We start from the raw sequence: 12920 nt of genomic DNA on the forward strand, positions 1-12920 counted from the left end.
TCACTTAACAAGGGCGATCCTTTTTGAGACATTCAGTTGTTGGATCATCCAGTACATATCGATCATTAAGAAAAATGCAGCAAAAGAGTCACACTATACCACTAAATTCATTTCCGAATGATTTTAATTTAGGAATATTGATAAAAAAGAATGCTGTTAGAAATTTAGAGCTTGACCAAATAAGTCAAGCACATCGCGATGATTTCTATCTATTTTTTATACTCGAAGAGGGAAATGGAATATTTGAAATAGATTTTCAACAACACAGATTAGGCCCCTCTTCCGTTATGATCATCCAGCCCTATCAGGTACACCGGGGAATAGCAATGGATTACAGTACGTTTAGTGTCCTGATGATCAGTGTAGAAAACCTAAATTCGGATTACATAAATGCATTAAAAGATATCGACACGATCGCTCCGATCAACATTGATCGAGAAACATGCACTATTTTATCGGAAACGGTAGATATCTGTCTCAAGCTCAACGAAAGAAAACACGAAAAACTGTATCCTGCGTTAATGAAAGACAGCTGTAACACGATAGCTGCCCTAATTATTTCACAGTATTTAGTACAATCAAAAAAAAGTGATGCACAGTCCAGAGCAGAGCATATTACAAAACAGTTCAATGCATTGTTGGATAAAGATTTTATCATCAATAAACAGCCAAAAATATATGCCGAGAAATTGAAAATATCAACAGCTTATCTCAATGAATGCATAAAAAAAGCAACTGGAAAGCCCGTTACCTATCATATTCAACAACGTATCGTATTGGAAGCAAAACGGCTGCTATACCATTCAAGTAAATCCGTTAAGGAGATTGCTGCCGTACTTGGCTACGATGATTATCCTTATTTTTCGCGCTTATTTTCAAAAGTAACAGGCATGACGGCCCTTACATTCCGGAACAAAAACATCGAATAGTCCAATACTTACCACCTTTTATCTCTTTTAAACCCCACTGGATTAATATTTCTTTGTAATATAAAATACGGCGAGCTCCCGATCATTGGTTCTTCATTATAAAAAGGCACAAAATCCTTTTTGACGAATTACTGATCTCCGTTGGGATTGAACTCACTGTAATCAATTGAATTCTAAAAGGTAAAGCAATTAAAAGAGAAAACTAATGAGATATTTCATCGCCGAGCCTGCCGGGCAAGTAAAAAACGATTTATTTTTTGAGGTCGCCAATTTTCTTTGGGACAGTGGAAATGAGGTTTCCCTTGGCGAAAATATTATCTGCAATTGCCAAAAGATGCAACATGCAGATTACGACTATACCATCTCCCTCGTTCCGAACAACGAAGCTGTAGAATCACTTTTTAATACACATTATAAAATCATCAGCAAATATTTTGACAAAATTGACAGCGATGGCCCTATGCTTGTTTTAGCAAATACAGGCATCTATACCAATGCCCTCCCCTATCCCCATAAGATTTACAGTTTTGAAAAATTGGACAGACAGGCTTTAGTCAGCTTTTTTGACTGGTGCAAAAGATTTAATTTATTTGTTAGAAAAAAATAAATTAAATCGAATTCTAAATATCGGAATATGCGGTAGGAAACAATAACACCTTTATACTTTTAGATACGTTATTCTGGTATTGAGTTAAATCCTGCATTGGTTTGTATAAAGGTCCAAAATCTTTCCAATGTGTATTCCTGTCTTCTATACTTTCGAATGCCGTCAAATACATCAGGTTGGGCATCGTACTACCGGCAATTACTTGTCCATAGAAAACAGCATTAAAATTTAGCTTATTAAAAATATCGATTTCACCATTGTTGAACATGTCTATCTTATTCATTGACAGTTTCTCCGTCGCAGCCTCATAACTGCGTAGTTCATAAATGCGTTTATTTTTTTCAGCAGATAATTTAGGAAGCGCTGATTTGGGCATTCCTTCAAATGCTTTCATCCATATTGTCTCCAACCTTTTGAAAGGAGGATTGCTATAACCTGCTTCAATATAAACCTTTCCAGCCTCCAGGTATTTTTGATCTTTGGCCAGCCGCTGATCCAAATTAACCAGCAAACTGAGATCAGCAGCACTGATGAACACATAAACCAATCTATCTTGGCCAACTGCATTTTCTAAGGGTTTAAATACACCGATTTCTTTAAATCCCAATTTATGCAATGCCGGTAAATAAGCCGACTCAAGATACTGGTCAATGACTTTCTCCTGCTCATCGTTCTCATAATGATATACTTTCAATTGAAAATACGCTTGTTTCGATTTCTCAAAAGCGAACAGACAATTTCCTGCCATGATAAATAATAGCGGCAATATGAAATGCCAATTGGGAACAAAAATGTATTTTTTCATTATAATTCAGGACAAAATTGGATATTAATTAGAAAATAAAGATAATATTAATTTTGAAAGTTCAAACTCGGACGATTCGTCTCATCACAAAACTATCCTCCATTAAGCCTAAAAATGGGGATTTCTACTTACTAGAATCGGTATTTTACCCATGCTTCCCCTAAGGCTTTTTAGTTAATTTAGCTCCACCTTTTTTTAAAACTACAACATGCCAAATAAAACAATACTGATGTTGGACGATGATAAACATGTCCTTGAAATATGCACAATAATCCTCGAAACAAATGGCTATAATATGGCCGTCTCTGAAACTTCCCATGATATTATCGAAAAAGTAGAAGAGGTACATCCTGATTTAATTTTGATGGACAATTGGATACCCAAAATAGGCGGTGTAGAAGCCACACGATTGCTCAAAAATCATCCCTTATATCGCAATATCCCTGTAATCTATCTATCCGCTAATACCGATATCGAAACACTAGCCCAGCAAGCCGGAGCAGACAGCTATCTCGCTAAGCCTTTTGATCTAGAAGATTTAGAAAATAGAATAGCTGAACTACTGTAGTTCTATTCTTATATTTCAGGACCATTACGGAAATGCTACTCGTGAAACTTATATTTTGCCCCCCTACTTGCGCATAAGGCCACATTGAAACGAATAGGATCATGTGCTGCTTTAATACAATTGTGGCTTACCCAATTGCAGGCATATATCGTTATAGTTGTCGCGGCATAATCATCGGGAATCAGCAATTTGGAATGAATGCAATACCACATTTGAAGTATAAATAATAATACATACTTTCGCATTATAGTATTAGAAATAATCATTAAGACAGCATTAACTACGCTATGTCAGAGTCCGTTTTAACATTTCAATCAGGTTCATTCCACATACGTCAGCTGACAGAGAGCGAGTCCCCACTTTATAAAGCGATGCGTATCGAGTCAATTCAAACCGAACCCACACTTTTTCGACGGAGCACTCCTCCTGAAATAGAACTATCTGATATGGATTGGGCAGAACGCATAAGATACCCACGTATTGTTTTTGGTCTTTTCGAAAATGAAAAAATGATTGGGATAACCAGTATGCTGTTGCTGAATAAAGAAGAAGCCTACTTTGGTCAGTCTTTCATACAGCCACAGTATAGAAAATTAGGTCTATCGAGTCTTTTGTATAAAATAAGAATGGTGTGGGCCATCGAGAATCAATTAAGAAAACTGACTATAAGCCATCGTGAAATAAATATGATTTCAAAAGCCGCTATCCGAAAAGCTGGTTTTCATTATAGCCATAAAGAACTTGTACAATGGCTCGACGGAACAAGTGGTTACTCCATGTATTATAGTCTACTCCTATAATCAGTAAGGCGAACTAACTTGACTGTTAATCAATCCCGAGAAATCAAGATAGGGTAAAATAATAGCTTTTCCATCCTGAATGCGTATATTGAATCGATTTATATTTCATTAAATGCTGTGTTTATACCAAATGAAAAAATTAATCTTGAGCATATTCTTTTTAACTAGTTTAGCCTTATATGGCCAGCAAAAGGCAACAAAAGACAGTTTTACAGCAAAAATTCAAGAACTAGAAGGCGATATAAATCATGATGGTTATCCGGATAAAATTGTTCTTGCCATGGACACTTCAAATACTGCAACACCAATTAAAACGCAGGTATTTCTGTCCAAGCCCAACGGAAAGCTACAGTTGGCCTTATCCTCAACGACGATGATCGAACCCCATTTTCCGCTGCCCAACTTCGCTATCGAAAATGGTCAGCTTCATATATTAGCCGATATCACAGATGGGCATGCCAACTATACATTTCGTTGCAGAAATGGAAATTTTGAATTGATCTACCTAGAAAAAGGAACCTGGGATGGCAAAAACACAACGACTGAAACCCAATTCAACTTATTAACTGGAATAAAAACTGAACAGGTAAAAGCGCTAGGGTCCGAAGAGAATCTACAAGAAAGAAAAACTACGATAAGAATTAATCCCTTACCGTTACTGCAGGAGCTCAATCAATTTGATGCCCCCTCATTTAGGCTCAATAAAACTCCTTAGACCAGCAAAAACAATCGATAGGATTCTAAAAGAGATACCCCACCAGCCATTTTATTGGCTTTCGAGACTTTCCATAAACGCAATGATATCTTTCATTTCCTTTTCGGTCAGATGCAAATTTTCATCTGACAATGTCTGATTGGGTAATTTGATCCCCAATCCTGCCCCTCCCCCATTATTATAAAATTCCATGACCTCATCCAAGGTCTGATAGATCCCATTGTGCATATAGGGAGCAGTTTTCTTTACATTCCGGACAGAAGGTATTTTAAAGGCATATTTATACGAATCAACACCAATGATATCATAGTACCCTAAATCTGAATCCAGCACAGAATCTTTCAGGGATTTTGGTACCCCCAGGACTTCGACTTCGCTCTGAATAAATTTGGGCGGTGTAACACCGTTGAATAAAGGCAGGAAATGACAGGTCGCACATTTTCCCTTGCCCATAAATAAATTAAACCCATCCACTTCCGGTTTGGACAATGCGTTCTTATCCCCACGCATATAATCATCAAATCGGCTATTGATTTTGGTCAGGCCACGAATATAAGAAGCAAGTGCATTGCTTACCTGCTCAGCTGAGATCGGGCCATCCGCTGTATTGAATGCTTTATTAAATAATGATCGATAGATTTTATCCGAAGAAACGTATTGAACGATATCAGTTACCGAGCCGTCCATTTCCTGCTTATTACTAATGACATCGTGTATCTGATCTTCCAGCGTCAACGAACGCATATCATAGAAGTAGTTGGACTGTAAGGCCGCATTGAGCAAAGTAGGCGTATTACGTTTGAGCAAACGTCCCGAACCATGAATGTCCACTTGCAAGTTCAACCCATCCGTAAATGCGAGGTCCGGATGATGGCATGAAGCGCAACTTCTCGTATGTGTCCCTGATAAAGCAACATCATAAAATAATTTCTCGCCCAATACGGCCTTTTCATTACTGAAGTGAAATTTCGGCCCCGGGCTAAAGGCATCTACATTAAATGCATTCAGATCAAACATCGTATTGACGTCTTGCCGAAGCATCCGATTGTATCTTATTTTAGGGCCTGGAAGATTACGCTCCAACTGTGCTATCTCCGTACTGATGTTGTTGGCAAATTGGGTAATGAATTGCGCCCTATCGAACGATTCAAATTCCGCGTGTTGTTGCAAATATTTGATCGCCCCTGTAAGTATCAAAGCTAGCGTTTCTTTTCTACCTTCATATTGCAAAAGAATTTGCTGTAGACTGCCTAACGCAATGGAGGACTCGATCATACTATTTCGAGAAAGCGCATTATCAAAACCAGTAATTCCTAAGGCAATAATCCGAAACACCTCCAATTTTGTTGCATCTAAAATACGCCAGTCTTCCAATTGATGATCTTCAAAATAGGAAATCAAATAATCCGTATTGGTTATCAAATGTTCGATTTCACGAATTAGCTTTTGCCTATTGCTATTATCGTAAGTGGGATAGATAAGCTCTTCAATCACCTGCAATCCAATAGGCTCCACCCCCCTAGCTAAAGAAGGATCCAACAAATCTGCATTTTCAACTTCCTCCACCGGAGGACCATTTAATCTTCTGGATAGATCTGCAGTAAAATATTCGGACGCCCATTCAAACTTTTTAAAAAGGAGCCTCGTCTTCAAAAAGGCTCTTCTGAGCCGTAACGTATCCACTATACCTTTCTGTACTTCGGCATTCAGTGTATCCTTGATATATGTCCTAAAAGAAAGCATCAGACCCAGTACTTCTTTCTGAATCAGATGCTCACGGGCATTGCCCTCTTTTTGTTTTGTATAAACAGGCTGCCCTGTAGTAAATCCAAGGGTAAATACTATTGCAACCAATAAGATAAACACGACAACCTTTTTACACATAGTTCAATTTCCTATCTCTCGATATAAAAACCGTCTATTTGAAAACGAGCGCATTTCTAAAGGGATTTGCTTTTCTATCTCTTTCAGCAAGAGGCTCTATTCCCCAGCGTTTTTCTATAAATGAAAGGATGCTCACTGTTTCATACGGCGTATGATCCACTACACCACGCTTAGCAAATGGTCCAATGACAATTGCCGGGATACGGCTCCCAGGTCCCCATCGGTCAACGACGGGTGGGTTAACGTGGTCAAAAAAACCACCAAATTCATCGTAGGTCAAAATCACCAACGCATCTTTTGCATTCGGTCCCTCCAATACAGCATTGATCAAATTAACGGCAAGTTGTTCTGATGAATAGACCGCCGAACTTCCAGGATGCTCATCATTGCCTCCACCCGGTTTAACAAAAGAGACACTAGGAAGCGTTCCTTCTTTTGCGGCTTTAATAAAATCGTTTTGATCCTTCATGTGTTTTCGCCCTTCCTTACCATCTTCATAATTAGCGAAATATAAAAAAGGCTCATGATTGTAGGCAAAATTATTTTTACGTTCGGCAACAGCGTCATCCCAGCCTTCTGAATACCAAGCCCAACTTACATTTTTCTCTGTCAGGCGATCGCCAATGGTCGGCATAGTCTGAGAAGGTAATAATTTGGAAGTATCAGATTTCGCGGGATAAGGTTTGTTGCGAGAAAGCACATGATTGATCGCATAACCGTCTGGCGTAACTACACCATCTTTAATCATCTTTCCATTTGCATCGAGTTTAGCAACCATTGAGCTTGGTGCATCAGGCCAAACAGGAATAGCTGCGGAAATCATATAAATATGATTTAAATAGGATCCGCCAAATACACTCTGAAAGAAATTATCACACAATGCATATGCTTTGGCAAACGGATACAAAGGTAGCTTCTCTGTATTGTAATAGCCCATCGCTAAACCTTTGGAATCATTATAGAGTGCAAATTTATCCATTTTTCCACCATTGATCTGCAATTGATTATGATAAAAACGGTGTGTAACATCGGGCGTCGCCTTATCCGAAGGTACATACTGGTCTATATTAAAAAATTGATTGGGCAGATTGGTTGGAAAGGAATTATTACGGGGAATTTCGGGGAGGTATTGATAGGCTTTACCATTCTCATCTACCTGTAAAAAATCCCCCTTTTTGACATTCGCTATGCCATTGGCTCCCTTGAATTCGCCATAAAGATTGTCAAAACTATGGTTTTCCATATAAATAACAACCACATGGTTAATTTTTTTGATCCCTTCATCAAAGGAAATCTCTTGGTGTCGGGCGTTTTTGGTAACTCCGCAACTGCTGATACTCAAAACTCCAAGAGACAAATAAAATAAGTGTTGTAACCGCATCCTGTCTTCTTTTAGTAGGTTAGACTGTAATTTCTATAACAAACTTACAATTATTATCGTTTTCATAACCTATAATCAAAGGGATTTGCGGCTAACGTATCAGGTTCTTTACAGGCATCCACCCTCTTATCACTAAAAACAAAGGCGTGTTTACATACTAGGTCGTAGCTTCCACTTCCTCATTCTTGGTATAAAGTTTACTCCTGTAGGTTATACCCCACTTGGTAATCTCATCGATGATTGGACCCAAAGTTTTTCCGCATTCGGTCAACTCATACTCTACCGTCAGGGGTTTGGTATTTAATACTGTTCTCCTAATCAGCTGGTTCATTTCCAAATCCTGCAGTTCTTTAGACAGCATCTTCGCACCTATCCCCTCAACTTCGCGCAGCAGTTCCATAAAACGCAATTTTTCGACCAACAATAAGGTACCTATAATATGAAATTTCCATTTTCCTGCCAAAATCTCCATGGTATCGTTAATGGCCAACACGCGTGTTTTGCATGCACCTGACGACGTTAAAGTTGCTTCCTTTTTCATTTCACTATTTTTTATTCATGTATTGTCCACCCTCACAGACTTCCTTATCCCTATACGATCAACGATAAATGAACACACAAGCAAAGCTTGGACCGCTGACATGATTTCTTTATTCTTACAAAAATAAGCATTTATAAAGTTACAGACCACTATCTTTTTGGAAAGTAGTTTCTTTAAGGAAACTGATACCAAAAATAAACTATCTATCATCTACCTTTGTATCGGCAACACCAGAAGGTGCAAATTGGCACAGTTGATGCTGCAAAATGTAAAGTGTAAATAACATATAAAAAATAAAACGATTAAAAATGAAAAAACAATTAATCTCGGGTTTAGCCCTTATCCTGTTGTTAGCTTCTTGTCAAAATACAAATGGCGACAAAGCAACAACAACAACTGCTCAGGAAGTAACTGAACAAAAAGGACAGACTTACACTGTTGAAGCAGATAAAAGCTCATTAAAATGGACTGGTTACCATAAAGGCGGTTTAAACCCAAGATATGGTGTTTTGAAAAGCGAAGGAACACTTTCAGCTGAAAATAACGCAGTTACTGGTGGTACTTTCACAATCGATGTCAATTCTATTCTGACAGATACAGCTTCTGTAGATCCTGCAACATCCGGTGGTAAAAAATCATCAGATTTGGATGCACATTTAAAAAGTGCTGATTTCTTTGACGTAGCAAAATATCCAACTGCAAAATTCGAAATCACCAAAGTTGGTCCATTCGATGCAGCACAAGGAAAAAGTGTTGTTGCTGATGCGACAAATACGGTCAGTGGTAACTTAACCATCAAAGATAAAACTGTGAATGTAACTTTTCCTGCAAAAATCACGTTCAATGGTGACGAAGTAACATTCTACTCTAAATTTACGATCCAAAGACAAGATTGGGGTCTTACTTACGGTACAGAAGGTAACCCACAAGATTGGATGATCGCACAAAACGTTGACATTGAACTTAATGTCACTGCAAAAAATGCAAAATAGATTTCAATAGCGTTTAGTCGCTCTTAGCAAATAGATTAATCGGGTAGACTCAACTTGATTAATCTATTTGATTTAAATAACCTCCAAATACGAGCTCATCTTCATTCAGGACTTGGGTCAAGTGTGAATCTTTTAGAAGGTATAATCGGTCACTTAAATCCATTACCTGCCTAAAATAATGATCTGATATCAATATTCCTTTTCGATGTTTTACTAGCTTAATATGTTCTTTAATGAGTTCAATATAAATAGGGCTAAGACCGACAAAGGGTTCATCAAGTAAAGTGATGGATTCTTTGGTATAAATGATCAATAGCGTTTCAAACAAACGAATCATTCCCAAAGATAGGCTACTTAATCGCCTATTTAAATTCTCTTGAATCAATGGGAGCTCCAGTAAATTAACATCATCTATTTGAAAAAATTGAAGGGCTTCAGAAAGCAGCAAATTTCTAGGCAAAAAACCTTCCTGAGGGAGATAGGTAATCTCTCCTGTCTGGTAGCCTTTTTCAAATTTGATACCTTTGCAACGCATGAAAGCAAAATCCGCTTTAATACGTCCAAATATGACGTTCATCAGGGTAGATTTCCCACTACCATTTCTACCCAAAATTCCGACTACTTCATGCTGCGCACATGTCAAATAAAGCCCCGAAAGAATGCTTCCGCCACCACGACTAAACGATAAACTATCTATGTATAATAGCTCATTAGATAAATTTTCAGACTCCAACATAAAATTATAAATAACAAAAAGTCTATTACAGTAAGCCTTATCAGCAGACTTATGGGAGATATATGCAAATTTTTTAGAAATACTTCTTTCTTAGGAAGATGAAAAATATATTCGGCAATAAAAGAAATAATAGAACCAATGACTTTAAACCAAAAAATGAACATATAAAATGACATCATACCGATGGAATTCAGCATAAAACGTGGCGATTGCAAAAGAATACAGCCTATCACAAATAAATTAAAGAGGATAATGAATCTAAAAAATTTTATACTCAACCGTATCGTCTTGATGAAATTCAATAGGAAATATATTAGATACTTTATAATCGGCGTTATCGTAATAAACAGGTTTTAAATGCTGAAATGAATATAGCCAAAAAAAATAACCGTTCATCATTTTTAACATTCCTTAACTCCAGCGAATACATCTCAAAGGTTCATAGGATCCCTATTAATCTTCGGTTTGCTCCAATTTTTTCTTCAATCGCTGTTTTGCCTTACGAACTGCTTCTACCGAAACACACAGCAGTTCACTCATACTCGCATTACTCAAATCCAATTTGAGCAGCGCTAGTATCTTGAGGTCATTCTCGGTAACCTTTGGATAAGTTTGCCGCATTTGTGTCAGATAAGCTGGATACACTTTATTAAAAACATGTTTGAACTTTTGCCATCGCTCATCTGTCATAATGTGCTGCTGCAAAAGCGCATTCAAATTATCTGTAACTTGTGTCATGTGTGCCGGATCAGATTCAGAAATCTTGATCACTTCCTGTCTAAGTTGCTGGATGACAACATCATTTTGCCGGATGGTGTCTGTAAATTCAGTCAAGGAGTTTCGTAAAATCACTAGCTCCTGATCTAGCAATTGTTTTTCATAAGCAAGCGCAAGTTGGTCTCTCTCCAACAGTGTATTCCGCATCTTAATTTTAATTTTCGACTTATTGACCAACAGGACAACTATGGCAAAAATCAAAATAAGAATAACACCTATAAACTGATACATCCTTTTTGTCCGAATCCGCTTTTCTTCCGTCGCCTGGATAGTCCGATTGTATTTTTCAGATTCCCTTTGCCAGAGCATTTTCTGGATCTCTTTATCATTCATCCTTTTTTCCAACGAATCTTTCAACGTCAGATATAAATGCAATTGCTTTAGCTCATCCCCTCCACGTCCCAATCCCCGCATGATGTTGGATTTGGTTTTTGCTAATTCCATTTTATATTTTAAAAAATAGGGCTTATCTTCTATTAAACGCTCACTGGCCATCACATACTGCTCAGCCAATTTCCATTCTTTTCGTTCGATATACCAATTTGCTAAATTGAGATTTGCCCGCATTGCATCTCTACGCTCATTATAACGCACAGAGAGCTCAATATTTTTCTTGACCAACGCAATAGCTTTTTCCTTTTCACCTTTTCGCCATGCATGATCCGCTAGATTACCTGAAATGATACCGATCCAAACCGAATCTTTTGCCAATTTAGCCTCATCCATTGCGCGATTCAAATAGGTAAAAGCTTGGTGATTGAGCGAGTCCTTTGCCAGATATACAGCAATTGAATTGATCAGATCGATACGTTCTCGTGAAGCCGGCTTGGTAAAAGGTAGAGCTTCTTCTAAATAAACAACAGCATTTGCCTGATCACCTATATAACTGTAGAAACTCGCCATAAATTGGTAATGCTTGACTACCAAGGGGATTTTTTTGACATTAACTTTAGATTTTAAATCATTCGCTCGTAGAAAGAACGGAAATGCTTCTTTTACCCGTCTATAGATAAAATTGTAATACCCTTCACGCGCACAACCCAACATTTCTAATTCAGCGTCTGGATGTACACGTAGCAACTGCTCAGCCAAACGATAATACCGTTCAGATGATAAATTTATACGATCAAACGCAATAGAGAAACCATCGGCCATACGCATATAATAGACCCATTTTAAAGCAACACTCCTTTTTTTGTCTGCCAATTCCAAAATTGGGGCCAAGGCATTTTTCAACTTTATCGTATCACCGTCAAACCTAATGGGCAACTGAAGGGCAGCTTCTAGTTGGACAACAGGGTTTTCAATAGCAGATATTTCCGCTACAGATTGCCCACATACATGATTAAGGTTGCCTGACAACACCAAAGAAACGAGTACAAAAAAATAAAATAAAATGGTTTTCATGCTTAAAAAAGGTGAATTTCAGCGCTCCGTCTCCCCTATTGGCATAACCGACAAATTAATTTTCAATAATTCTTAAAAATTAACACGAAAAATACTCCAAGAAAATGGTTAATACTGACATATTGCTCACAAATCGATACGTCTACTTGCGGTCATAAATATAATATTTATAACTTTAACATAATTATACGTTTTTATTAAAATTTCGCCTTCTTTTGACAACACTGCAACCCACTAGATTTGGCATATCAGGTCTTTTATTTAACACTTTTTCCAAAAGATGAACAAAATTCAAACAAAAACAATAGGATTAACTCTCCGAAAAGGAATATTGCAAGATCTACAAGAAATATTAATCCTATTTTCTGGAACGGTTGAGACTGTGTGTGCAGATGATTATAATAACGAGCAAATTGTAGCATGGATATCATCCATCAATAATCATGACCGTTGGCATCGGCTAATCGAAGATCAGTATTTTATTGTAGCTGTGCTCAATCAGAAGATTGTTGGTTTTGCCTCCTTAGCTCATGGAGATTATATTGACGTCTTGTATGTGCATAAAGATTTTCAACGACAAGGAATTGCACAAAAGCTTTATAATACACTGGAAACCGAAGCTCATGCACATAAAAACACTATTTTAACCGCAGACGTAAGCAAAACAGCAAAACCTTTTTTTGAAGCCAATGGATTCAAAGTTATCGCTGAGCAGAACCAAATACGAACTGAAGTCGAAATACCAAACTATAACATGAAAAAAGATCTTTAGATTTAC

Annotated in this window: 13 protein-coding genes; 7 read left to right on the plus strand and 6 right to left on the minus strand. The window is 37.5% G+C overall.

What is annotated here, in order from left to right:
* Positions 1-74 precede the first annotated feature (74 nt).
* The gene (locus tag M2419_RS05355) at positions 75-929 is read left to right on the plus strand and encodes a helix-turn-helix transcriptional regulator (protein ID WP_259254444.1); all 855 of its coding nucleotides are present in this window, start codon (positions 75-77) and stop codon (positions 927-929) included.
* Between the two features lie 205 nt (positions 930-1134).
* Positions 1135-1536: a hypothetical protein gene (locus M2419_RS05360; RefSeq protein WP_182330902.1), complete on the plus strand. Its 402-nt coding sequence runs from the start codon at positions 1135-1137 to the stop codon at positions 1534-1536.
* Between the two features lie 13 nt (positions 1537-1549).
* Here the strand turns inward: M2419_RS05360 and M2419_RS05365 are convergent, their stop codons facing one another.
* Entirely contained in the window at positions 1550-2341 is a 792-nt protein-coding gene (locus M2419_RS05365; RefSeq protein WP_202883723.1) for an NIPSNAP family protein, read from the minus strand.
* A gap of 208 nt (positions 2342-2549) precedes the next feature.
* On the opposite strand from M2419_RS05365, the gene M2419_RS05370 reads away from it, so the two are divergent.
* From M2419_RS05370 to M2419_RS05380, 3 genes are all read left to right on the plus strand, one after another.
* Positions 2550-2909, plus strand: a complete 360-nt coding sequence (locus M2419_RS05370) for a response regulator (RefSeq protein ID WP_182330901.1) — start codon at positions 2550-2552, stop codon at positions 2907-2909.
* A gap of 287 nt (positions 2910-3196) precedes the next feature.
* Complete coding sequence (locus M2419_RS05375) at positions 3197-3709, plus strand: GNAT family N-acetyltransferase (protein WP_182330900.1); 513 nt, start codon at positions 3197-3199, stop codon at positions 3707-3709.
* Between the two features lie 130 nt (positions 3710-3839).
* The gene (locus tag M2419_RS05380; RefSeq protein ID WP_182330899.1) at positions 3840-4424 is read left to right on the plus strand and encodes a hypothetical protein; all 585 of its coding nucleotides are present in this window, start codon (positions 3840-3842) and stop codon (positions 4422-4424) included.
* A 51-nt stretch (positions 4425-4475) separates the two neighbouring features.
* Here M2419_RS05380 and M2419_RS05385 read toward each other — a convergent pair whose 3' ends face one another.
* The 3 genes from M2419_RS05385 to M2419_RS05395 form a co-directional block, all read right to left on the minus strand.
* A complete protein-coding gene (locus M2419_RS05385) occupies positions 4476-6308 on the minus strand; it encodes a cytochrome-c peroxidase (RefSeq protein ID WP_182330898.1) in 1833 nt (610 codons plus the stop codon).
* A 34-nt stretch (positions 6309-6342) separates the two neighbouring features.
* Positions 6343-7689, minus strand: coding sequence for an acid phosphatase (gene acpA / locus M2419_RS05390; RefSeq protein WP_182330897.1), 1347 nt, complete (start codon positions 7687-7689; stop codon positions 6343-6345).
* A 157-nt stretch (positions 7690-7846) separates the two neighbouring features.
* Positions 7847-8230 (minus strand): helix-turn-helix domain-containing protein, encoded by a 384-nt coding sequence (locus M2419_RS05395; RefSeq protein WP_182330896.1) that lies wholly within the window; start codon positions 8228-8230, stop codon positions 7847-7849.
* A 308-nt stretch (positions 8231-8538) separates the two neighbouring features.
* On the opposite strand from M2419_RS05395, the gene M2419_RS05400 reads away from it, so the two are divergent.
* Positions 8539-9222 carry a YceI family protein gene (locus M2419_RS05400; RefSeq protein ID WP_070566941.1) on the plus strand — a complete coding sequence of 228 codons (684 nt, stop codon included), beginning with the start codon at positions 8539-8541 and terminating at the stop codon, positions 9220-9222.
* Between the two features lie 58 nt (positions 9223-9280).
* Here M2419_RS05400 and M2419_RS05405 read toward each other — a convergent pair whose 3' ends face one another.
* Positions 9281-9958 carry an ATP-binding cassette domain-containing protein gene (locus M2419_RS05405; RefSeq protein WP_182330895.1) on the minus strand — a complete coding sequence of 226 codons (678 nt, stop codon included), beginning with the start codon at positions 9956-9958 and terminating at the stop codon, positions 9281-9283.
* Positions 9959-10411: 453 nt separating this feature from the next.
* Positions 10412-12142, minus strand: a complete 1731-nt coding sequence (locus tag M2419_RS05410; protein WP_182330894.1) for a hypothetical protein — start codon at positions 12140-12142, stop codon at positions 10412-10414.
* 280 nt (positions 12143-12422) lie between these two features.
* Between M2419_RS05410 and M2419_RS05415 the strand changes: the two genes are divergently transcribed.
* Complete coding sequence (locus tag M2419_RS05415; RefSeq protein WP_259254446.1) at positions 12423-12914, plus strand: GNAT family N-acetyltransferase; 492 nt, start codon at positions 12423-12425, stop codon at positions 12912-12914.
* The last annotated feature ends 6 nt before the right edge of the window (positions 12915-12920 follow it).

Source organism: Sphingobacterium sp. BIGb0116, assembly GCF_024808035.1.
Lineage (GTDB): Bacteria > Bacteroidota > Bacteroidia > Sphingobacteriales > Sphingobacteriaceae > Sphingobacterium > Sphingobacterium paramultivorum.

Excerpts from the sequence above, each read along its gene's own strand:
- M2419_RS05355 (WP_259254444.1), top strand. The coding sequence starts at position 75 with ATGCAGCAAAAGAGTCACACTATACCACTAAATTCATTTCCGAATGAT.
- M2419_RS05360 (WP_182330902.1), top strand. The coding sequence starts at position 1,135 with ATGAGATATTTCATCGCCGAGCCTGCCGGGCAAGTAAAAAACGATTTA.
- M2419_RS05365 (WP_202883723.1), bottom strand. The coding sequence starts at position 2,341 with ATGAAAAAATACATTTTTGTTCCCAATTGGCATTTCATATTGCCGCTA.
- M2419_RS05370 (WP_182330901.1), top strand. The coding sequence starts at position 2,550 with ATGCCAAATAAAACAATACTGATGTTGGACGATGATAAACATGTCCTT.
- M2419_RS05375 (WP_182330900.1), top strand. The coding sequence starts at position 3,197 with ATGTCAGAGTCCGTTTTAACATTTCAATCAGGTTCATTCCACATACGT.
- M2419_RS05380 (WP_182330899.1), top strand. The coding sequence starts at position 3,840 with ATGAAAAAATTAATCTTGAGCATATTCTTTTTAACTAGTTTAGCCTTA.
- M2419_RS05385 (WP_182330898.1), bottom strand. The coding sequence starts at position 6,308 with ATGTGTAAAAAGGTTGTCGTGTTTATCTTATTGGTTGCAATAGTATTT.
- acpA (WP_182330897.1), bottom strand. The coding sequence starts at position 7,689 with ATGCGGTTACAACACTTATTTTATTTGTCTCTTGGAGTTTTGAGTATC.
- M2419_RS05395 (WP_182330896.1), bottom strand. The coding sequence starts at position 8,230 with ATGAAAAAGGAAGCAACTTTAACGTCGTCAGGTGCATGCAAAACACGC.
- M2419_RS05400 (WP_070566941.1), top strand. The coding sequence starts at position 8,539 with ATGAAAAAACAATTAATCTCGGGTTTAGCCCTTATCCTGTTGTTAGCT.
- M2419_RS05405 (WP_182330895.1), bottom strand. The coding sequence starts at position 9,958 with ATGTTGGAGTCTGAAAATTTATCTAATGAGCTATTATACATAGATAGT.
- M2419_RS05410 (WP_182330894.1), bottom strand. The coding sequence starts at position 12,142 with ATGAAAACCATTTTATTTTATTTTTTTGTACTCGTTTCTTTGGTGTTG.
- M2419_RS05415 (WP_259254446.1), top strand. The coding sequence starts at position 12,423 with ATGAACAAAATTCAAACAAAAACAATAGGATTAACTCTCCGAAAAGGA.